The sequence below is a fragment of the Cupriavidus sp. GW823-FHT07B10 genome, assembly GCF_058794355.1.
The window spans coordinates 885,279-906,894 of record NZ_JBXAGS010000001.1 but is presented as its reverse complement, the minus strand read 5'-3'; the positions used below and the strand labels follow the sequence as shown (position 1 = coordinate 906,894).

At 67.6% G+C, this 21,616-nt stretch carries 20 protein-coding genes; 15 read left to right on the top strand and 5 right to left on the bottom strand.

Annotated elements, in window-relative coordinates:
• Window positions 1–13: 13 nt before the first annotated feature.
• The 5 genes from AC1Q6V_RS04265 to AC1Q6V_RS04245 all read left to right on the top strand — a co-directional run bounded on the left by AC1Q6V_RS04265 (window position 14) and on the right by AC1Q6V_RS04245 (window position 6,604).
• The gene (locus AC1Q6V_RS04265) at window positions 14–511 is read left to right on the top strand and encodes a (2Fe-2S)-binding protein (protein ID WP_010812899.1); all 498 of its coding nucleotides are present in this window, start codon (window positions 14–16) and stop codon (window positions 509–511) included.
• Window positions 512–561: 50 nt separating this feature from the next.
• Window positions 562–3,435, top strand: a complete 2,874-nt coding sequence (locus AC1Q6V_RS04260; RefSeq protein ID WP_454750233.1) for a c-type cytochrome — start codon at window positions 562–564, stop codon at window positions 3,433–3,435.
• Between the two features lie 623 nt (window positions 3,436–4,058).
• Entirely contained in the window at window positions 4,059–5,459 is a 1,401-nt protein-coding gene (locus tag AC1Q6V_RS04255; protein WP_011614790.1) for an MFS transporter, read from the top strand.
• Between the two features lie 202 nt (window positions 5,460–5,661).
• On the top strand, window positions 5,662–6,312 hold the full coding sequence (gene upp / locus AC1Q6V_RS04250; RefSeq protein WP_010812902.1) for a uracil phosphoribosyltransferase: 651 nt from the start codon (window positions 5,662–5,664) through the stop codon (window positions 6,310–6,312).
• A 127-nt stretch (window positions 6,313–6,439) separates the two neighbouring features.
• Window positions 6,440–6,604 (top strand): DUF3149 domain-containing protein, encoded by a 165-nt coding sequence (locus AC1Q6V_RS04245; RefSeq protein WP_010812903.1) that lies wholly within the window; start codon window positions 6,440–6,442, stop codon window positions 6,602–6,604.
• 52 nt (window positions 6,605–6,656) lie between these two features.
• Here AC1Q6V_RS04245 and AC1Q6V_RS04240 read toward each other — a convergent pair whose 3' ends face one another.
• Window positions 6,657–8,183, bottom strand: a complete 1,527-nt coding sequence (locus AC1Q6V_RS04240) for a helicase HerA-like C-terminal domain-containing protein (protein ID WP_010812904.1) — start codon at window positions 8,181–8,183, stop codon at window positions 6,657–6,659.
• A gap of 219 nt (window positions 8,184–8,402) precedes the next feature.
• Between AC1Q6V_RS04240 and AC1Q6V_RS04235 the strand changes: the two genes are divergently transcribed.
• From AC1Q6V_RS04235 to rng, 8 genes are all read left to right on the top strand, one after another.
• Window positions 8,403–9,128 (top strand): YebC/PmpR family DNA-binding transcriptional regulator, encoded by a 726-nt coding sequence (locus AC1Q6V_RS04235; RefSeq protein ID WP_010812905.1) that lies wholly within the window; start codon window positions 8,403–8,405, stop codon window positions 9,126–9,128.
• 84 nt (window positions 9,129–9,212) lie between these two features.
• On the top strand, window positions 9,213–10,481 hold the full coding sequence (gene purD, locus AC1Q6V_RS04230; RefSeq protein ID WP_010812906.1) for a phosphoribosylamine--glycine ligase: 1,269 nt from the start codon (window positions 9,213–9,215) through the stop codon (window positions 10,479–10,481).
• 179 nt (window positions 10,482–10,660) lie between these two features.
• Window positions 10,661–11,572 carry an oxygen-dependent coproporphyrinogen oxidase gene (gene hemF, locus AC1Q6V_RS04225; RefSeq protein WP_011614789.1) on the top strand — a complete coding sequence of 304 codons (912 nt, stop codon included), beginning with the start codon at window positions 10,661–10,663 and terminating at the stop codon, window positions 11,570–11,572.
• Window positions 11,573–11,582: 10 nt separating this feature from the next.
• On the top strand, window positions 11,583–12,317 hold the full coding sequence (locus AC1Q6V_RS04220) for a nicotinate-nucleotide adenylyltransferase (protein ID WP_010812908.1): 735 nt from the start codon (window positions 11,583–11,585) through the stop codon (window positions 12,315–12,317).
• 61 nt (window positions 12,318–12,378) lie between these two features.
• Window positions 12,379–13,116, top strand: coding sequence for a ribosome silencing factor (gene rsfS / locus AC1Q6V_RS04215; RefSeq protein WP_010812909.1), 738 nt, complete (start codon window positions 12,379–12,381; stop codon window positions 13,114–13,116).
• A gap of 53 nt (window positions 13,117–13,169) precedes the next feature.
• Entirely contained in the window at window positions 13,170–13,649 is a 480-nt protein-coding gene (gene rlmH, locus AC1Q6V_RS04210) for a 23S rRNA (pseudouridine(1915)-N(3))-methyltransferase RlmH (RefSeq protein ID WP_011614787.1), read from the top strand.
• A 33-nt stretch (window positions 13,650–13,682) separates the two neighbouring features.
• Window positions 13,683–14,297 carry a Maf family protein gene (locus tag AC1Q6V_RS04205; RefSeq protein ID WP_010812911.1) on the top strand — a complete coding sequence of 205 codons (615 nt, stop codon included), beginning with the start codon at window positions 13,683–13,685 and terminating at the stop codon, window positions 14,295–14,297.
• 86 nt (window positions 14,298–14,383) lie between these two features.
• A complete protein-coding gene (gene rng, locus AC1Q6V_RS04200; RefSeq protein ID WP_010812912.1) occupies window positions 14,384–15,850 on the top strand; it encodes a ribonuclease G in 1,467 nt (488 codons plus the stop codon).
• 62 nt (window positions 15,851–15,912) lie between these two features.
• On the opposite strand, the gene AC1Q6V_RS04195 is transcribed toward rng, so the two are convergent.
• Window positions 15,913–16,227: a hypothetical protein gene (locus AC1Q6V_RS04195; protein WP_011614785.1), complete on the bottom strand. Its 315-nt coding sequence runs from the start codon at window positions 16,225–16,227 to the stop codon at window positions 15,913–15,915.
• A gap of 269 nt (window positions 16,228–16,496) precedes the next feature.
• Between AC1Q6V_RS04195 and AC1Q6V_RS04190 the strand changes: the two genes are divergently transcribed.
• Complete coding sequence (locus tag AC1Q6V_RS04190) at window positions 16,497–17,009, top strand: hypothetical protein (protein ID WP_010812914.1); 513 nt, start codon at window positions 16,497–16,499, stop codon at window positions 17,007–17,009.
• A 12-nt stretch (window positions 17,010–17,021) separates the two neighbouring features.
• Here the strand turns inward: AC1Q6V_RS04190 and AC1Q6V_RS04185 are convergent, their stop codons facing one another.
• Complete coding sequence (locus tag AC1Q6V_RS04185) at window positions 17,022–17,612, bottom strand: peroxidase-related enzyme (RefSeq protein ID WP_454750229.1); 591 nt, start codon at window positions 17,610–17,612, stop codon at window positions 17,022–17,024.
• A 180-nt stretch (window positions 17,613–17,792) separates the two neighbouring features.
• Here AC1Q6V_RS04185 and waaC point away from each other — a divergent pair, with 180 nt between their 5' ends.
• Entirely contained in the window at window positions 17,793–18,779 is a 987-nt protein-coding gene (waaC, locus tag AC1Q6V_RS04180; protein ID WP_010812916.1) for a lipopolysaccharide heptosyltransferase I, read from the top strand.
• Window positions 18,780–18,837: 58 nt separating this feature from the next.
• On the opposite strand, the gene msbA is transcribed toward waaC, so the two are convergent.
• Window positions 18,838–20,568 (bottom strand): lipid A export permease/ATP-binding protein MsbA, encoded by a 1,731-nt coding sequence (gene msbA, locus AC1Q6V_RS04175; protein WP_174549456.1) that lies wholly within the window; start codon window positions 20,566–20,568, stop codon window positions 18,838–18,840.
• A gap of 91 nt (window positions 20,569–20,659) precedes the next feature.
• Window positions 20,660–21,433, bottom strand: coding sequence for a glycosyltransferase family 25 protein (locus tag AC1Q6V_RS04170; protein ID WP_010812918.1), 774 nt, complete (start codon window positions 21,431–21,433; stop codon window positions 20,660–20,662).
• Window positions 21,434–21,616 lie beyond the last annotated feature (183 nt).

Below are 21,616 nucleotides of genomic sequence, written 5' to 3'. Positions count from 1 at the left end.
CCCCAGCCCCCCGATGAACACGCCCCGCCCCCTGACGCTGCAAGTCAATCACGCCGAGCACACGCTGAGCGTGGCCCCTGACACGCCGCTGCTCTACATCCTGCGCAACGACCTGTGCTGCAACGGGCCCAAGTACGGCTGCGGCCTGGGCCAGTGCGGCGCCTGCACGGTGCTGGTGGACGGCATGCCGGCGCGCGCCTGCGTGCTGCCGGTCAGGGCCGTGGTCGGGCACGCCGTCACCACGCTGGAAGGACTGGGCACCGATGCGCAGCCCGACCCGGTGCAGCAAGCGTTTATCGACGAGCAGGCCGCGCAATGCGGCTATTGCCTGAATGGCATGATCATGACCGCCAAGGCGCTGCTCGCGCAGAATCCCGATCCCGATGAGGCCCAGATCCGCGAGGCGCTGCGCTTCAACCTGTGCCGCTGCGGCACCCATGTGGAAATCGTGCGCGCGGTGCAACGTGCCGCGATGCTGCAACGGCAGACGGCCGGGGGGTCGGCATCGTGAACGAAGGACTCGTGCCCCAGGCCACCCCTGCGACCGCGGTCGCGGGCAGCATGCCGCCGCCCGCCGCCGACTGCCTGGTTGCCCGGGTGCTGACACCGCCTGGCCTGCGCTGGATCGACGGCAAGCCGCTGGCGGCACGCCTGCTGGGCGCGCAGCACGAGGCCGCGCTGGCGCTGCCGGGCGTGCGCGCGGTCGTCATCCGCAACAACTTTGCCGGCGTGGCGGCGGCTTCCGGCGCACAGGCCGCCAACGCAATCCAGGCGCTGCAGGCACGATGGTCCGCCCCGCCCCGCGCCGACGACGCACCGGTAACGCGCCACGCGCTGGCCCGGCGCGGCAATGCCGATGCGGTGCTGGCCGGCGCCGACGCGCGCCACACGCAGCACTACCAGTGGCCGCTGGCCGGCACCCGCGGCGAGGCGTATTGCACAGCCGTCGCCGACTGGCGCGACGGCAAGCTGACCGTGTGGCTGCCGAGCACGCGCCCTGGCGCGCTGCGCGCCGAGCTTGCCGCGCTGCTGGGCATCGCGCCGCAACAGGTGGTGCTGGCCTGCTGGCAATCGCCCGATGACCGCGCGGACCCGGCGCTGCTCGCGCCGCACGCCGCCGCCGACGCGGCGCTGCTGGCCCACGCCGCCGGACTGCCCGTGATGCGTCGGCTGTGTGCCGCCGATGTAGGCCTTGCCGATGCCGCGCTCGATGTGCGCGTCGACACCGCGCTGGCCGGCACTGCCATCGAAGCCTACGCCGCAACACTGGCTGGCACCGCCGCCCCGGCCGTACCGCTGGCGCTGTGGCTGACGCATACGGCATCGCCCGTGGCGGACGGCATCGATGCCGACCATGCAGGCGACACCACCATGCCGCCCTATCGCATCCCGCATGTCGACCTGGTTGCGACAGGCAACGCCGCGGCGTTCGATGCCGCGCCACTGGCGGCCGCCCGGGCCCAGGTGTTCGCCCGGGAATCCCATCTCGACGAGCTTGCCGCCGCCTCCGGCACCGATCCGGTCGCACTGCGGCTGGCGCATCTCGACGATGCGCGCGGCACGGCACTGGTACGGCAAGTGGCCGAGCGCGCCGCCTGGACGCCGGCCGCGCCCCGCGCCAACACAGCGGCAGGCAACGTACAGCGCGGCCGCGGCTTTGCCTATGCCCACACCATCGATCACGAAGCCGGGCAGACCTGGTCGGCATGGGTGGCCGAGGTCGAGGTCGACGGCACCACCGGCGAGCTGGCGGTCACGCGCGTGACGGTGGGGCATGACAGTGAATCGCTGCCGCGCGCGCAAGCCGCGCCGTCCGCGCTCTCGCTGGAGCTGGCCGTGGCCGATGCTGCCCTGCAGCTGACGTCGGCCACGCCCGCCTTCGACACCTGGCCGGCCGAGGCGCCATCTGCCAGCCAGGCGCTGCCGGCCGTGCCGGGCAGCGCCCTGCCGGAAGTCCGCCTGGCCGGCACGCTCGCCCCGCATGACGCGCTGGCTGCCAGCCCGACCGGCACCATGCCCGCCGCCGCGGCCGTGGCCAATGCCATCTACGATGCCACCGGCGTGCGCCTGCGCGCGCCGCCCTTCAGCGCCGACCGCATCCGGCTGGCGCTGGCCGAGGCCAGGCCCGGCAACCAGCGCAGCAAGCGCGGCTGGATCGCCGCAGCCGCCGCAGCCGCTGCCGGCGTGTGCGCCACGCTGATGCCCTGGCGCGCGCCGATCGCACCGGTGGCGCCGCCCGAGGCCGGCTTCTACTCCGCCGCCACGCTCGAACGCGGCCGGCTGGTGGCCGCCGCGGGAGACTGTGCGGTTTGCCATACCGCGCCGGGCGGCGCGAAGAACGCCGGCGGCCTGCCGCTGGAGACGCCCTTCGGCACGGTCTACAGCACCAACATCACCCCGGATGTGCAGACCGGCATCGGCAACTGGTCCTTCGCCGCGTTCGAGCGCGCCATGCGCGAGGGCATCCACCGCGACGGGCGCCGCCTGTATCCCGCGTTCCCGTACACCGCATTCGCGAAGATCAGCGACGGCGACATGCAGGCGCTGTATGGGTACCTGATGTCGGCAGAGCCGGTGAAAGCCGAAGTCCCGCAGACGCAGCTGTCGTTCCCCTTCAACCTGCGCCCGCTGCTGGCCGGCTGGAACCTGCTGTTCCATCGCAACGAGCGCTTTACACCGGACCCGTCGCGCTCCGCGCAATGGAATCGCGGCGCGTACCTGGCCGAAGGGCTGGGCCACTGCAGCGCCTGCCATTCGCCGCGCAACGCGCTCGGCGGCGAAAAGGGCGGCCGCCAGTACCTGACCGGCGGCAGCGCCGAAGGCTGGGAAGCGCCGCCGCTGACCGCGCTGTCGCAAGCACCGCTGCCCTGGACCGAAGCTGCGCTGTTCACCTACCTGCGCGGCGGCTATGCGCCGCACCATGGCGCCGCGGCCGGACCGATGGCACCGGTGGTCGAGGAACTGGCGCAACTGCCTGAGTCCGACGTGCGCGCGATTGCGCACTACGTGGCCTCGTTCGGCACGCCAGCGCCCTCGCCTGCCGTACTGGCCGCACAGGCAGCGCAGCTCGAGCAGCGCAGCGCGCAGGCCGCGCGCACCCTGGGCGGTCCCGGCGAACGCCTGTACCAGAGCGCATGCGCGGTCTGCCACCAGTCGGACCAGGGCATCGCCCAGTTCGGCGTCAAGCCTTCGCTGGCGCTCAATACGAACCTGCACAGCAAGCTGCCGGACAACGTGATCCAGGTGCTGCTGCAAGGCATGCCGGCACCGCCCAACAGCGAACTGGGGGCGATGCCGGCCTATGCCGACACGCTCGACGACCAGCAGATCGCGCAACTGACGCAGTACCTGCGCGCGCGCTTTGCGCCCGACAAACCCGCATGGCAGGACCTGGAGAACACCGTCGCGCGCCTGCGCGCGATGCCTGCCCACTAGGACTAGCAGACCCGGCGGGGCCGGCTCGCCGCGCCTACCGCATCCACGCTGACCGCACCTACGCCGTGCCTGGCAAGGCGCTTCGCCACCGGGCAGGGAACGTGCATTCCCGCGCCGGCGCCATGCGCGCCACGCGCGGGAAAACCCCGAGGAGGGAAAACGCAATTCGGCCTTGCCCGCCAGTTTCATGTAGCTTACGCTGAACGGTCATGTAGTGCGCACTACATGAGTGCCGCGTGGCTCGCAGCGGTGCCGCCCCGCACAAGGACGGCGCGCCGCAAGCGGCAGACGAGACAACAAAACTAAAAGATTGGCCCTTTACATCACCGGAAGCGCTGGCCCGGGGCTTGCATAGTCCCCCGCAGCGCCGACCGGGAGGCCGGGCCTGGACCAACCAAGGGTAGACAACAAGGAGTGACTATGTCGTATCAGAACCAAGCAGGTGTTGCGAGCGTGCTACCGGGTCAGTTCTAGCCTCGCCAATTGGAGTACTCACCACGTTTCGTTGCAATTCGGTGCGATTGCCCGGTGTGATCATCACGCATTAGTCAGTACCGTCTGGCCCTGCTTCGATACGTGTGCGTCCGAGTTCAAGAACCAGCCTATAAAGACAGGTAGACAACATGTCGTCATCAATTTCATCCATGGCAACAACGACCATCCCGGAAGTCACGCTAGGCGCGTCCCCACAGCCCAGCGCGCGGGGAGCGTCGCCTCAAACCATCACGATCGAGCAAGGCATCCGCGCGGCCGGCGTCGGCCGGTTCCAGTATCGGCTCTTCGTCATCTTCGGCCTGGTCTGGCTGGCTGACGCGATGCAGGTGCTGTCGATCGGCTTCACCGCGCCGTCGATTGCGGCGACCTTTGGCATTCCCGTACCGACCGCGCTGCAGACCGGGACGATGTTCTTTGTCGGCATGCTGATCGGCGCTTTCGTGTTCGGCCGGCTGGCTGACAGGATCGGCCGCCGGCCCGTGCTGATGATGGCGGTGGTCATCGACGCCATCTGCGGTGTCGCTTCCGCTTTCGCACCGGACTTCCAGTGGCTGCTGTTGCTGCGCTTCCTGACCGGCATCGGCGTCGGCGGCACGCTGCCCGTCGACTACACCATGATGGCCGAGTTCCTGCCCTCGGACCGGCGCGGTCGCTGGCTGGTCCTGCTGGAGTCGTTCTGGGCCGTCGGCACGATCCTGCTCGCCATTCTTGCGCTGATCGCCGTGTCGCGAGGCAATGATGCCTGGCGGCTGATCTTCCTCGTCACGGGCATCCCGGCCCTGGTCGGCGTGGTGTTCCGCTTCTTTGTTCCCGAGTCTCCGCTCTACCTGAATAAATCGGGTCGCTCGGCCGAGGCGCGCGCGGTGCTGCAGCGTGTCGCCACCGCCAATCGCGTGTCCGTTGAAATCGGCAACCTGGAGCCGCAGCCTATGGAGCGCAAGTCGGTCTTTGCGCTGTTCGCGCGCGGCTGCCGGCGCCGCACCATCTGCCTGCTTGCCGCCTGGGCGCTTATCTCGATCGCCTACTACGGCGTCTTCGTCTATCTGCCGGTCAAGCTGGCGGGCCAGGGCTTTGGCTTCATGCGCGGCCAGGTCTTCCTGATCGTGCTCGCGCTGGTGCAGCTCCCCGGGTTCGCGCTGGCCGCGCACGGCGTCGAGCGCTGGGGCCGCAAGCCGACCCTGATCGGCTTCCTGCTGCTCAGCGCGGCAGGCTGCATGCTCTACAGCCTGGGTACGTCCACCGCGCTTATCGTCGGCTCGACCCTGCTGATGAGCTTCTCGCTGCTCGGTACCTGGGGCGCCCTCTACGCCTTCACGCCCGAGGTGTACCCGACCGACCTGCGCGCCAGCGGGATGGGCACTGCGGGTGCGATGGCGCGCTTTGGCGGCCTGTTCGCGCCGTCCATCATTGCACCGATCATGGCCAGCCAGTTCACCCTCGCCCTGGCGCTGCTTTCGTCATTTCTTGCCGTGGCGGCGATCGCCATCTACATGGTGGATATCGAGTCGAAGAACCGCGCGCTTGACTAGCGCAAGGCGCCGCCGGACGCTCCCGGCGGTTCAGGGAGCCCGCCGGCGGCGCTGGCGTGGGCGGGTCCCGGAAGCGAAGCCACGGGCAGGGCGGCCCGCTTCCATTACAATCCGGCTGCAACGGCGCGGCGCGCTGGTCGACCCGATCTCGCCGCCCGCTTCACCTGCTTGCCCCTATCCCGCCGAGCCCTCGCCGCCAGCCATGAAACAAGACCCGCGCTTTCCCAACCTGTTCATCCTCGACCACCCGCTGATCCAGCACAAGCTCTCGCACATGCGCGACAAGGAAACGTCGACGCGCACCTTCCGCGAACTGCTGCGCGAGATCACGCTGCTGATGGGCTATGAGATCACCCGCAACCTGCCGCTGACCACGCGCCGCATCGAGACGCCGCTGGTGGAGCTGGACGCGCCGGTGATCGCCGGCAAGAAGCTGACCATCGTGCCAGTGCTGCGCGCGGGCGTGGGCATGAGCGACGGCCTGGTCGAGCTGATCCCGTCGGCGCGCATCGGCCATATCGGCGTGTACCGCGACGAGCAGCACCGCCCGGTGGAATACCTGGTGCGGCTGCCCGACGTGGAGGACCGCAGCTTCATCCTGTGCGACCCGATGGTCGCCACGGGCTATTCGGCTGCGCATGCCGTGGATGTGCTCAAGCGGCGCGGCGTGAAGGACGAGGCCATCACCTTCGTTGCGCTGGTGGCGGCGCCCGAGGGCGTGGAAGTGTTCCAGAAGGCGCATCCGAACGTGCAGCTGTTCGTGGCCTCGCTCGACAGCCATCTCGACGAGCACGCCTACATCGTGCCGGGCCTGGGCGATGCGGGCGACCGCCTGTTCGGCACCAAGAACTGAGTGGCGCGCGGCGGGCTGGCTTGCGCTTGACCGGCCTCAATAGTCCGCGCCACAGGGCTCCCTACACTGGCGGCAGGCGCCGGCGAGACCTCGCCGGCGGCCATCGCCAAAGCAAAGGGAGCCAAGCATGGAAGCCTTCAAGATCCTGTTCAGTACCAGCACCGGCCTGATGAGCCTGGGCGTGATCGTCTTCATCATCGGCATGGGGTGGTTCTTTGCGCGGATGTTCGCGCGCAAGATGCGCGAGGATGCGGCAGCGGCCAAGGCGCAGCAACAAGCGCAGCGTCGCTAAGGGAAAGGGCCGCATCGTGCGGCCCTTTCCGTCATTGCGTCAGTCCGGGTCTTTACTTCTTCTTACCCAGCAGGCTCCCCAGCACGCCGCGGATCAGCTCGCGCCCGACCTGCGAGCCCACCGTGCGCGCGGCCGACTTGGCCATCGACTCCAGGATCGAATCGCCGCGGCCGGTCTTGCCGGTGCCCTTGGTCAGCGTGCCGAAGATGTCGCCGGCCGTGCCGAGCCAGCCGCTGTCCTGCTCGCCCGCTGGCTGCCCCGCCGGCGCGCCTCCGGCGCCCTTGCCGTTGCCATTGCCGACCGTCGCCACGCTGCCGCGCAGCTTTTCATAGGCGGATTCGCGGTCCACGGTCTTCTCGTAGGTGCCCGCCACCAGCGAACCGGCGATCAGCTGCTTGCGCTCTTCCTCCGTCGCCGGGCCGATGCGGCTGCCCGGTGCCAGCACCCAGGCGCGCTCGGTCACGCAGGGCGTGCCCTTGGCATCCAGGAACGACACCAGGGCCTCGCCCACGCCCAGTTCGCCGATCGCGGTTTCCAGGTCCAGCTTGGGGTTGGCGCGCATGGTGGTGGCCGCCACCTTGACCGCCTTCTGGTCGCGCGGGGTAAAGGCGCGCAGCGCATGCTGCACGCGGTTGCCCAGTTGGCCCAGCACGGTGTCGGGGATGTCGATCGGGTTCTGCGTGACGAAGTACACGCCCACGCCCTTGGAACGCACCAGCCGCACCACCTGCTCGATCTTGTCGAGCAGCGCCTTGGGCGCATCGTTGAACAGCAGGTGGGCCTCGTCGAAGAAGAACACCAGCTTGGGCTTGTCCAGGTCGCCGGCCTCGGGCAGCTTCTCGAACAGCTCGGACAGCATCCACAGCAAGAAGGTCGCGTACAGCCGCGGCGCGTTCATCAGCTTGTCGGCGGCCAGGATATTGACCACGCCCTGGCCCTTCTCGGTCTGGATGAAGTCTTCCAGGTTCAGCATCGGCTCACCGAAGAAGACATCCCCACCCTGCGATTCCAGCGCGATCAGCCCGCGCTGGATGGCGCCGATCGAGGCGGCCGAGATATTGCCGTACTCGGTGGTGAACTGGCCGGCGTTGTCGCCGACGTACTGCAGCATGGCGCGCAGGTCCTTGGCATCGAGCAGCAGCAGGCCATTGGCGTCGGCAATGCGGAACACCAGGTTCAGCACCCCCTGCTGGGTGTCGTTCAACTCCAGCATGCGCGACAGCAGCAGCGGGCCCATGTGCGAGACCGTGGCGCGCACCGGGTGGCCCTTCTCGCCGAACACGTCCCACAGCGTGGTCGGGCACGCGCCCCATGCCGGCTCCGGCAGGTTCAGGTCGGCCAGGCGCTGCTTGAGCTTGTCGGACGGCTGGCCAGCCTGCGAAATGCCGGTCAAGTCACCTTTGACGTCCGCCATGAAGACCGGCACGCCCAGTCGCGAGAAGCCCTGCGCCAGGGTCTGCAGCGTGACGGTCTTGCCGGTGCCGGTGGCGCCGGTGATCAGCCCGTGCCGGTTGCCCATCTGCGGCAGCAGCACCAGTTCATGTTCGGCGTTCTTGGCGATGAGGATGGGGTCGGCCATGATGTTCCTGGGGTTTTGAGGTCTGGCACCGCGGGACTCGCCACGGCAGCGGCGCGGGCAGGCCCGCGTGATAAAATCCTGGGCTGATTATAGCCAGCCGCCAGGCATATCCGTCACCTGGCGCGCGCTGTCCGAGGGCTTTGCCACCCCGGCCACGGCGCGCATGGCAACCCCGCACAACATCACCGCAGATCACCGCATTCCGCTTCGGAGAGAATCATGGCCGGTCACTCGAAATGGGCCAATATCAAACACAAGAAGGCCGCCGCTGACGCCAAGCGCGGCAAGATCTGGACCCGCCTGATCAAGGAAATCACCGTTGCCGCCAAGCTCGGCGGCGGCGATGTCGACTCCAACCCGCGCCTGCGCCTGTCGATCGACAAGGCCATGGACGCGAACATGCCCAAGGACAACATCCAGCGCGCGATCCAGCGCGGCGTGGGCGGCATGGAAGGCGCCAACTACGAAGAAATCCGCTACGAAGGCTACGGCCTGGCCGGCGCGGCCATCATCGTCGACTGCCTGACCGACAACCGCACCCGCACCGTGGCCGAAGTGCGCCATGCGTTCTCCAAGCACGGCGGCAACATGGGCACCGAAGGTTCGGTGGCGTTCATGTTCACCCACTGCGGCCAGTTCCTGTATGCCCCCGGCACGCCGGAAGACAAGCTGATGGAAGCCGCGCTCGAAGCCGGCGCCGACGACGTCGTCACCAACGACGACGGTTCGATCGAAGTCACCTGCCCGCCCAACGATTTCTCGGCGGTCAAGGCCGCACTGGAAGCCGCCGGCTTCAAGGCGGAGGTGGCCGACGTGGTGATGAAGCCGCAGAACGAAGTCAGCTTTGCCGGCGACGACGCGGCCAAGATGCAGAAACTGCTCGACGCCCTGGAAAACCTGGACGACGTGCAGGAAGTCTTCACCAACGCGGTGATCGAAGACTAAGCTGCAACAAGCCCCCATCGGCGGCGCCCCGGACACAGCCCAGGCCGCCGCCTTTTAGTATGTGTTTCTTTTCTGGCAGTGATCATGAAAGTATTGGTTGTCGGCTCGGGTGGACGTGAACACGCGCTGGCCTGGAAATTGGCCCAGTCCCCCAAGGTGCAGGTGGTGTACGTGGCGCCGGGCAACGGCGGGACCGCGCTCGACAAGCGCCTGCAGAATGTTCCGCTGACCGACCCCGAGGTCATCGCCGCCTTTGCCGAGCGCGAGGGCGTGGCCTTCACCGTGGTTGGCCCCGAGGCCCCGCTGGCCGCCGGCATTGTCGATATCTTCCGCGCCAAGGGCCTGCGCATCTTCGGGCCGACCCAGGCTGCCGCGCAGCTGGAATCGTCCAAGGACTTCGCCAAGGCGTTCATGGAGCGCCACGGCATCCCGACCGCCGCTTACCAGACCTTCTCCGACGCCACCCAGGCGCACGCCTACATCGACGCCCAGGGCGCTCCGATCGTGATCAAGGCCGACGGCCTGGCCGCGGGCAAGGGCGTGGTGGTGGCGATGTCGCTGGAAGAAGCGCACACCGCGGTCGACATGATGCTGGCCGACAACAAGCTCGGCGACGCCGGCGCGCGCGTGGTGATCGAAGAGTTCCTGGACGGCGAGGAAGCCAGCTTTATCGTGCTGGTCGACGGCAAGAACGTGCTGGCGCTGGCCACCAGCCAGGACCACAAGCGCCTGCTGGATGCCGACGCCGGCCCCAACACCGGCGGCATGGGCGCGTATTCCCCCGCCCCGGTGGTCACGCCCGCGCTGCATGCGCGCGCGCTGCGCGAGATCATCCTGCCGACCGTGCGCGGCATGGAAAAGGACGGCATCCCGTACACGGGCTTCCTGTACGCCGGCCTGATGATCGACAAGGACGGCAACCTGAAGACGCTGGAATTCAACTGCCGCATGGGCGACCCCGAAACCCAGCCGATCCTGGCGCGCCTGAAGACCGACCTGGTCGATGTGATGGAGCACGCCGTCAACGGCAAGCTCGACAGCATCGAGCTGGACTGGGACCGCCGCACCGCGCTGGGCGTGGTGATGGCGGCCTACGGCTATCCCGACAGCCCGCGCAAGGGCGATGCCATCACCGGCATCCCGGCCGAGACCGACGACAGCGTGACCTTCCACGCCGGCACCACCCTCAAGGACGGCACCCTGCTGACCTCGGGCGGGCGCGTGCTGTGCGTGGTGGGCCTGGCCGACACCGTCAAGGCAGCGCAGCGCGCCGCCTATGCCGCGGTCGAGCAGATCCGCTTCGACGGCATGCAGTACCGGACCGACATCGGCTACCGCGCCATCAAGCGCTGATCCTTCCCGGCAAACGCCGTTCCGGCCGGCATGGCTGATCCGCCTTGCCGGCCAGCTTTGGACCTGCGCGACCCGCCGGCCGCCTCAGCCGGTACAATCGTGACAACGCTGTGACGCGCCCGGCAGCCGCCAAGGCTGCCGGGCTGCCCTCAGCCCGGTCCATCCGCTTTCCGCCAACCATGATCGATTCCCAGGCAGTCCGTGCCTATCTGCTCGGTCTGCAAGACCGCATCACCGATGCCATCGGTGCCATCGACGGCCAGCCGTTCCTGACCGACGCCTGGGAGAAACCGCCCACCGAACGCCTGCGCGGCAGCGGCCGCACCCGCATCCTGGAAGGCGGCGCGGTGATGGAGCGCGCCGGCGTGGGCTTCTCGCACGTGAGCGGCGACACCCTGCCGCCGTCGGCCACCGCCAACCGGCCGGAGCTGGCCGGGCGCAGCTTCGAGGCCATGGGCGTGTCGCTGGTGTTCCACCCGCGCAATCCCTATGTGCCCACGGTCCATATGAACGTGCGCTGCTTCCTGGCGCTCAAGCCGGGGGCCGAGCCGGTATGGTGGTTCGGCGGCGGCATGGACCTGACGCCCTACTACGGCGACGCCGGCGACTGCGCGCACTTCCACCGCACCTGCCAGCAGGCGCTGGCGCCCTACGGCGACGACCTGTACCCGCGCTTCAAGCAGTGGTGCGACGAGTATTTCTTCCTGCGCCACCGCAACGAGGCGCGCGGCGTGGGCGGGATCTTCTTCGATGACTTCTCCGCGCTGGGCTTCGAGCGCAGCTTCGCCATGATGCAGTCGGTCGGCGACGCCTTCCTGGACGCCTACCTGCCGATCCTGCAGGCGCGCAAGGACACGCCCTACGGCGAGCGCGAGCGCGGCTTCCAGGCCTACCGGCGCGGGCGCTACGTCGAATTCAACCTCGTGTTCGACCGCGGCACGCTGTTCGGCCTGCAGTCGGGCGGACGCGCCGAATCCATCCTGATGTCGATGCCGCCGCTGGTGACCTGGCGCTATGACTGGCAACCGGAACCGGACAGCCCCGAAGCGGCGCTGTACACCGATTTCCTGCCAGCGCGCGACTGGGCCTGACGCCTGACCTATGGCCAATCCAGCGCAACACCGCAAGCCCGCCGCCGACGCGGGAGAACCGCCGCAACCGTCCGCCCGCCCCTATCGCCTGGGTATCCTGGGCGGCACATTTGATCCTCCCCACGTCGGCCACCTGGCACTGGCGCGGCTGTGCATCGAACACCTTGGGCTGGATGAGCTGGTGTGGATACCCACCGGCCAGTCGTGGCAAAAAGGCGACGACGTGACCCCTGCCGCCGACCGCCTGGCCATGACCGAACTGGCCGCCGCGGCGCTTGGCGACAGCGGCGCCAGAGTCCGCGTGAGCCGCATGGAAGTGGACCGCGCCGGCCCCAGCTACACCATCGACACGGTACGCCAGCTGCGCGCCGAATACGGCCCCGAAGCCTCGCTGTGCTGGCTGATGGGCGCCGACCAGCTGCTGCGCCTGCACACCTGGCACGGCTGGCAGGCACTGTTCGAACACGTGCACCTGTGCACCGCCACGCGGCCGCGCTTTGAGCTGGCGGCACTGGAGGGTCCGGTGCTGGCGGCACTGGCCGAACGCCAGGCTGACACGCACCTGATACAATGCACGCCCTCCGGCCGGATGTGGATCGACCAGACGCTCGCCGTCGACCTGTCTTCCACCCACCTGCGCCAGCGGCTGGCAGCCGGCCAGCCGGCAGATGACCAACTGCCGCCCGGCGTGGCACACTACATTGCCAACCACGGGCTGTACCGCGACGCCCCGGCCAGGGCATGACCGGGGTTGCACCAGTCCCGGCGCCCACCCCCAACCGATCTCAGCTGAACAAGAAGACACCATGGATATTCGTAAACTGCAACGCGCCATCGTCGACGGCCTCGAGGATGTCAAAGCGCAGGACATCAAGGTGTACGACACCAGCCACCTGACTGAACTGTTCGACCGGGTGGTGATTGCCAGCGGGACATCCAACCGCCAGACCAAGGCGCTGGCAGCGTCGGTGCGGGATACGGTGAAGGGAGCCGGCGGCCATATCGTGGCGGTCGAGGGCCTGGAAACCGGCGAATGGGTGCTGGTCGACTGCGGCGACGCCGTGGTCCACATCCTGCAGCCGCAGTTGCGCCTGTACTACAACCTGGAAGAGATCTGGGGCGACAAGCCGGTGCGCATGAAGCTGGCCGCCGGCGGCCGCGGCCTGGCCAAGGCCAGCGAGCCGATGGACGAGGACGAGGACGAGGCCCCGGTGCGCACCGTGCGCCGCGCCAGCAACCTGCGCCCCGCGCTGGCCCGCCTGCCCGAAGGCATGAAGGAGCCGTCGCCGCCGATGGGCCATGAGGACACCGACGCGGACGCCATCGCCACCATCCGCAAGCCGGCCCGCAAGACCGCCACCAAGACAGCAGCGACCAAGACCGCCGGCACCCGCGCCGCGGCGCCGCGCAAGACCGCTGCCGGCACCACCGCGCGCAAGACTGCAACCAAGACCGCGGCCAAGAAGGCCCCGAGCAAGACCGCTGCCAGCAAGAGCGCAGCAGCCAAGCCGGCCGCGCGCAAGCGCACCACCCGCTCGGCCTGAGTCCCGGCGCGCGGCCGCCCGGTGGCCGCGCAGCATGACCCATCCCCTGCCCCATGCAACTGGTGATCGTGGCCGTCGGCCACAAGATGCCCGGCTGGATCGAAACCGGCTTCAGCGAGTACGCCAAGCGCATGCCGCCCGAGCTGCGCATCGAACTGCGCGAGGTCAAGCCCGAAACCCGCTCGTCCAGCAACAACGCCGCCACCGTGATGCAGCGCGAAGCCGCGCGCATCGAGGCGGTGCTGGGCTCGCTGTCGAAGCAATGCCGCATCGTCGCGCTGGATGAGCGCGGACGCGACTTCACCACCGTGCAACTGGCCGCGCAGCTGACCGACTGGCAGCGCGAGGGCGGCGACGTGGCCTTCCTGATCGGCGGCGCCGACGGGCTCGACCCCGCCCTGAAAGCCCGCGCCAGCACCCTGATCCGGCTGTCCAGCCTGACCCTGCCGCACGGCATGGTGCGCGTGCTGCTGGCCGAGCAGCTGTACCGCGCCTGGTCCGTCACACAGAACCACCCCTATCATCGGGCCTGATCCCGGCTGTCGCCGGAAGGCCCCTCCGCCGCGATGCCCGACACCCTGCACGACTATCTTTACCTCGCCTCGCAGAGCCCGCGCCGCCGCGAGCTGCTGACCCAGCTCGGCGTGCGCTACGAACTGCTGCTGGCCGATGACGACGAGGATGCCGAAGCGCTCGAGGCCGTCCAGCCCGGCGAGACCCCCGACGACTACGTCCAGCGCGTCTGCGCGCTGAAGGCCGAAGCTGCGCTGCGCCGTCGCGAACGCCGCGCGCTGCCCGATGCGCCGGTGCTGACCTCCGACACCACGGTCTGCCTGGGCGGCCGCATCCTGGGCAAACCCGCCGACGGCGCCGATGCCGCGGCCATGCTGGGCGCGCTCTCGGGCAGCACCCACCGCGTCCTGACCGCTGTGACGATCGTGTCGACCACGGGCATGCGGCATGCGCTGTCGATCTCAGAAGTCACCTTCCGCCCGATGCAGCCCGCCGAGATCGAACGCTACGTCGCCAGCGGCGAGCCGCTCGGCAAGGCCGGTGCCTACGGCATCCAGGGCCGGGCGGCCGAGTTCGTCGAGCGGATCAGTGGCAGCTATTCAGGTATCATGGGCTTGCCCTTGTTTGAGACGGCGGCGTTACTTCGCCAGGCCCGCCTGCAGTTCTGAGCAGCGCCCTCCGTGCCCAGACAAGACCCGGCCCAGCGCCGGGCCACCCTATACAGCCGGGCCACCGGCGACGCGTTTCACCCGCTATGACTGAAGACATCCTCGTCAACATCACGCCCCAAGAGACCCGCGTCGCCATCGTGCAGCAGGCCGCGGTGCAGGAATTGCATGTCGAACGCACGCTCACGCGCGGGCTGGTCGGCAATATCTACCTGGGCAAGGTGGTGCGCGTGCTGCCCGGCATGCAATCGGCCTTTATCGATATCGGCCTGGAGCGCGCCGCCTTCCTGCACGTGGCCGACATCTGGCATCCGCGTGATGCCGACCGCAACAATTCCACCCCGCAGCTGGCCATCGAGAAGACCCTGTTCGAAGGCCAGGCACTCATGGTGCAGGTGATCAAGGACCCGATCGGCACCAAGGGGGCGCGCCTGTCCACCCAGGTGAGCATCGCCGGGCGCACCCTGGTGTACCTGCCGCAGGACCCGCATATCGGCATCTCGCAGCGCATCGAGGGCGAAGTGGACCGCGAGGCGCTGCGCAGCCGCGTGCAGGGCCTGGTGCCCGACGACGAGCGCGGCGGATTTATCGTGCGCACCATTGCCGAGGAAGCGACCGACGAAGAACTCGGCAACGATATCGCCTACCTGCGCAAGATCTGGGGCGCGATCCGCCAGAACGCCACTACCCTGCCCGCACCCAACCTGCTTTACCAGGACCTGAACCTGGCCCAGCGCGTGCTGCGCGACTTTATCAACGACGCCACCGGCGTGATCCAGATCGACTCGCGCGAGAACTACCAGATGCTGCTGGAGTTCGCCAAGGAATACACCCCGGCGGTGCTGCCGCGGCTGTCGCACTACACCGGCGAGCGCCCGATCTTCGACCTGTTCAATATCGACGCCGAGATCGAGAAGGCGCTGTCGCGCCGGGTGGACCTGAAGTCGGGCGGCTACCTGATGATCGACCAGACCGAGGCGATGACGACCATCGACGTCAACACCGGCGGCTACGTGGGCGCGCGCAACTTCGACGACACCATCTTCAAGACCAACCTGGAGGCGGCCCACACCATCGCGCGGCAGCTGCGCCTGCGCAACCTCGGCGGCATCATCATCATCGACTTCATCGATATGGAGAACGCCGAGCACCGCGACGCGGTGCTGTCCGAGCTGAAGCGAGCGCTCGCACGTGACCGCACCCGCATCACGGTCAACAGCTTCTCGCAACTGGGCCTGGTCGAGATGACGCGCAAGCGCACGCGCGAGTCGCTGGCGCATGTGCTGTGCGAGCAATGCCCGGTCTGCCACGGCAAGGGCCAGGTCAAGACGCCGCGTACGGCCTGCTACGACATCCTGCGCGAGATCATGCGCGAATCGCGCCAGTTCAACCCGCGCGAATTCCGCATCCTGGCCTCGCAGGAAGTGATCGACCTGTTCCTGGAAGAAGAAAGCCAGCATCTGGCGATGCTTGGCGACTTCATCGGCAAGCCGATTTCGCTGCAGGTGGAATCGACGTTCCACCAGGAACAGTACGACATCATCCTCATGTGAAGATGCCGGCGCAGGCATGGAAAGGCCCGCTCACTGGCGGGCCTTTCCGCATTCTGGCCGGACTAGGGCCGGATCACGACTTGCGGACTCACCACGAAGGCAGGTTCGGGCTGGTAATACACAGCCGGCGGCGGCTGGTACACGACCGGCCGGTCCTTGCACTTGCGCTCTTCCTTGTACTCGCCGTTGTCTTTCCACTTGCGCTTGATCTTGCAGTTGCCGACCCAGAACTCTTCCTTGTAGTCGCCGCCCTTGTGCCGGCGCGCGTAGCGGTGATCATCATCGTCGTCCCAGTCGTCATCGGCATGGGCGGCGGCGGGGAGGGTGCCAAGGAGCACGGGCAATACGATGAGGGCAACAAGGGCGCGGGGCTTCATTTTGGCGGCGGCGAGCGATGGTTAAGAAAGGCTAGCACGCCGTGTTCCGCATCTGTGTATCAAGCTGTTTACGAACGTAACTGCGCTGCAGCGCCTGCGCGTGTCCGCTAGCATCCGTCTCCTTACGGACTCGGTGATGGTCCTACTCCAATTCCGTTTGCCATCCGCTATAACTAAGCCAAGGTAGTCAGCGGCATCCGCACGGATGCCGCGCCCGGCTTGCCGCCCCGATGCGGGGCGCGGCCCGGTCGGCAAGCAAGGAGTCCGGCATGAACGCCACGAACCATGGGACCTGTCTGCTGGCCCTTCTGTTGTCGGTGGCGTGCGCGCCATTGCCGATTGTCAAGCGCGCCCCCGCACCGCCGCCCGAGGCGAAGGGCGAAGCAATCGCCGCCGCGCCCAAGGAGCGCGCCACCCCGATCGCGAACAAGACCATCAACATTGCCGCCGCCTGCAAGCGCACCGAGGAAGACGGCTTCCGCGAAGACGCGCTGATGGACGTCAAGGCCAACGAGGTGCGTGCGCTCAAGTGGAAGCTATGGGTATCGCGGCGCGGCAGTTGCGAATTCAACCTGGCCGAGTTCCGCCAGGTCCGCGCGACCCCGCACATCGAACTGCAGGCCATCGACGGCAGCCAGTGCAAGCTGCTGGTGTGGCAGGATCCGCGCCGCGTGACGCTGGCCCATAACCGCTGCGAGAAGCACTGCACGCCCGGCATCTACGAGCAGGCGTGGCCGGTGCTGTTCGACCCAAAGAGCGGTGCCTGCGCCGAGGTGCGCTGAGCCGCTGCGGCATTACTTCGCTTTCGGCACCCGGCCCATCAGGTAGAACTCGTCGTTCGGGCGCATGCTGACGGTGTTGGCCATCCGGTTCGACAAGCCGAAGAACGCCGTGATCGCGGCAATATCCCAGGCATCCTCCTCGGAAATACCGTGCTCGCGCAGCGCAGCAAAGTCGGCATCGCCCACTTCATGCGACGCCTTGCACACCTTCATCGCGAAGTCGAGCATCGCGCGCTGGCGCTGCGGAATATCCGCCTTCAGGTAGTTCACCGCCACCTGGTCCGCCACCAGTGGCTTCTTCTCATAGATGCGCAGGATCGCGCCATGCGCCACCACGCAGTACAGGCACTGGTTGGCACCGGAAGTCGCCACCACGATCATCTCGCGCTCGCCCTTGGTCAGGCCGCCCTCCTTGAGCATGAGCGCGTCGTGGTAGGCGAAGAACGCGCGGAACTCGTCGGGACGGTGCGCCAGCGCCAGGAAGACGTTGGGGACGAAGCCGGCTTTTTCCTGGACTTCCAGGATGCGGGCGCGGATGTCGTCGGGGAGGTCGGTCAGCGCGGGAACGGGGTAGCGGCTGATGGCGAATGCCGGGTCGGACATGGTGGTCTCCTGTTGGATAGGCGTCATCGATCGTGAGCTTCTGATGCAGATACTAACGGATCGGCATGGGTGTGGCGGGCGCCATGTCGCCCATGCACCGCACGGACACATGTCCCCTGCATCAGGCATACTACGCACCTTCCGAACCAGGCAGGCATACTGCCCACCATACTGTTCCTGATGAAACGTATTCTCATCGTCAAGCTGACCTCTCTCGGCGACATGGTGTTCACCCAGCCGCTGGTCGCGGACCTGCAGCGGGCCTTTCCCGGCGTCAAGATCGACTGGATCGCCGACTCATATTGCGCCGACGTGCCGCGCTGGAATCCGAATATCGAGCGTGTGATTTCCGCGCCGCTGCGCGGCTTCAAGAAATCGCGCAATTGGGCAGGCTTGCGTGCGATCTTCAGCGCGCTGCGTGAACTGCGTCGCGAGAAGTACGATGCGGTGCTGGACGTCCACGGCGTCTACAAGAGCGCCATCGTGACGTTCCTGGCACGCACGCGCAATCGCTATGGCTACCCCGTGGCAGAGTTGGGCGAGAGCGGCGCTCGCTTCGCCTACAACCATGTGTTCCAGCCATTTGTCGAAGAAGATTGCGCGCGGCAGCGGATGCGCCGCGCCGTCAGCCGCGCCCTGGGCTATGAGCTGACCAGGGACATGGACTACGGCCTGGAGATGCCAGCAGACACGCCGGCGCCGGCCGCCAAGGGTCCGTACGCGATGCTGTTCCATGCCACCTCGAGCGAGGAAAAGAAGTGGCCGGTCGCCGACTGGATCAGCGTGGGCAGCGCGATCTCGGCGCGCGGGCTGCGCGTGCTGGTGCCCTGGGGCAACGACGCGGAGCGCAAGGAAGCCGAAACCATCGCCGCCAGCGTGCCCAACGCCGAAGTGATGCCACGCCTGAGCATCACCGGTGTGGCGCAGATGGTAGGCAAGGCATCGCTGGTGGTTGGCATGGACACTGGCTTCGTGCATATCGCCGATGCGCTGCGCCGCCCGACCGTGATCCTGTTCACGACCACGTCGCGCCACCTGTACGGCGTCGATGCGCCGGGCCGCGCGGTCTCGCTGGGCGGCGGCGGCGTGGTGCCGCGGCGGGATCAGGTGCTGGCTGCCATCGATGAAGTGCTGGGCGTGCAGCCGCCCGTCACCTCGCCAAACTGAGCACGAAGGAAACGACAAAGGCCGGCGCAAGCGCCGGCCTTTGTCGTTGGCAGGTCCGTTACCCTTGCTGCGTCGCGAACTGGATCCGGTGCAGCCCGGCGTACAGGCCGTTGGCCGCAAGCAACTGCGCGTGCGTGCCCTGCTCCGCCACGCGCCCGTGGTCCAGCACCGCGATGCGGTCAGCATTCTCGATGGTGGACAACCGGTGCGCAATCACCAGCGTGGTCCGGCCCTTCATCAGTTCCTCCAACGCCGCCTGGACCTGGCGCTCGGACTCCGAATCCAGTGCCGAAGTCGCCTCGTCCAGGATCAGGATCGGCGCGTTCTTATACAGCGCCCGGGCAATCGCCAGCCGCTGGCGCTGACCGCCGGACAGCTTCATGCCGTTGTCGCCAATATTGGTGTTCAGGCCCTCCGGCAGCCCCTTGACCGTTTCCGTCAGGTAAGCGGCCGCCAGCGCGCGCTCAACGCGGGCCATGTCGATCTCGCGGTCGGATTGCGCGCCATATGCCACATTGGCGGCGACGGTGTCGTTGAACAGCACCACGTCCTGGCTGACGAAGGCAATCTGGTTGCGCAGGTCCTTCAGCGACAACTCGGTCAGCGGCGTGCCATCCAGCAGGATGCGCCCGCCAGTCGGGTCGAAGAAGCGCGGCACCAGGTTGACCAGCGTGGTCTTGCCGCTTCCCGACGGGCCCACCAGCGCCACCACTTCGCCCGGACTGACGCGCAGGTCAATGCCCTCCAGCGCGGCGCGCGATGCTTCACCGTAGCGGAAGCCGACTTGCTCGAAGGCCAGCTCGCCACGGGCACGACCCAGCATCTTGCCACCGTCCTGCGGCTCGATCGGCTCATCGATCAGCCGGAAGATCATCTCGGCTGCGGTGATGCCGCGTGTCAGGGGCTGGTTGATGTCGGTCAGGTGCTTGAGCGGCGAGATCAGCAGCAGCATCGCCATCACAAAGCCGGTAAAACCGCCCACCGTGGTCTGGTTGGCCTGCGCCTGCACCATCGCAATGGTGATGATCACCGACAGCGCCAGCGCGGCCAGGAAGGCCGTGACCGGCTGGTTCAACCCGCCGGCAACCGCCATGCGCATCGAGTAGTTCTTGAGCCGCTCGGCCACGGTGCGGAAGCGGCCCATCTCGTAGGCCTCCCCGCCGTGCAGCTTGACCACCTTGTAGCCGCCCACGGCCTCTTCCACGACATAGGCAGCGTTGTTGGTAAAAGCCTGGTGATCGCGGTTGAGCTTGCGCAGCCGGCGGTTGATCTTCGACATCAGGTAGCCGATCACCGGCAGGATCACCGCCACGATCAGCGTCAGGCGCCAGTTGGTATAGAACAGGTAGATCAGCAGCGCGACAACCGTCAGCGAGTCCCGCACCAGCGTGATAAAGACGCTGGTCAGGATCTGCAGCACCTGGTTGACCTCGAAGATCACGGCGTTGATCAGCGAAGCCGCCGTGTTGCGGTGGAAGAACGACGCCGGCGCCTGCAGCAGGCGCTCGAACATCTGCAGGCGCATCTTCAGCAGCACGCGGTTCGAGATCAGGTTCAGCAGGTAGCCCGAGGCAAACTGCGCCACGCCGCGGATCAGGGCCACGCCGGTCAGGATGGCGGGGACATGCCACAGCGTGCCGGCGTAGTCGCCGCCGAAGCCCTTGTCGAGCAGGTCATTGACAACCTTGGGGATCACCCCTTCGCTGCCCGCAACCACGGCCATGGCGAGGATAGCGCCGATGAAGATGCGTAACTCGGGGCGCAGGTAAGACCAGAGCCGGCTGGCCATGCTGGACGGCACGGCGGCACCTGGCGAAATGGGCGGTTTGGATGTGGTCACTGATATTTCTTGTGTGTGGAGGCGGCGTGCCGGCCCGGCGCTAGCCCGGCCGCTTCTGCCGGGCTACCCGAAGGAAGGGCCTGACGATGAGCTGGAACAGGAAGCGCTGATAGACGTAGCGGCGCAGATAATAGCCGATGCTGCGCTGAGCCTTGTCGGTGGCGTCCAGGTCGGCGCGATGCGTTTCGAGCGACGAGGTCTCGGCCAGCTCGGTCAGGCCGATGCAATATGGCACCACCGCACTGACCGACACCAGGCCCTGCTTTTCGAAGGCCGACCAGTAGTCGGCCGCGCACCACATCGGCTGCAAGCCCGCCAGCAGCCGTCGCGCTGCGGCACGCGTCACCACGTAGCCGTGCGCGCGCCACCATTCGCCGTAGCGCCTGACCAGGCGTCGTTCACCGCCGAGCCTGCGGGCACCCCAGCGGGTGTACTTGTCGACATGGGACAGCAGCACTACCTCGGCCCGGTCCGGATCCAGGCGCGACTCCAGGTCGGCCAGCACGGTTGCCAGGTCGGGGCCAGGCGAAGCATCGTCCTCCAGCACCAGCGCAAAGGCGGCGCCGTCGTCGAGCATCTTGCGGTATACACCGAGGTGGCTCAACCCGCACCCGACCTCGCCCCGGCTCATTGGCCGGTAGCGCGCGGCGGCGGCCGCGGCATCGTACTTGCTGGCCACTTCCTGCTCCGCCAGCACGCGGCCATCCACGGCCCGGAACACCTGGAACGGGATGCCAAGGCCCGCCAGCTGGCCGGAAATGCGCTCCCGGCGTTCCCGCGCGGAGTCGAGATTGATGACGTAGGCGCCGATCATGCGGCCAGCACCAGTGTGTCCAGTCTTGCCCGGATTGCAGCCGGCAACAGAGAGACCAATGCTGCACGCGCAGGCAGAAGGAAGACTTCTTCCATCCCGGCGGAACGGAACAATTGTGCTCGTATCATCAATTTGAGTTTCAGGGAGCGGCCCGCTAGCCGACTCGATGGCATCAGGGTCCGC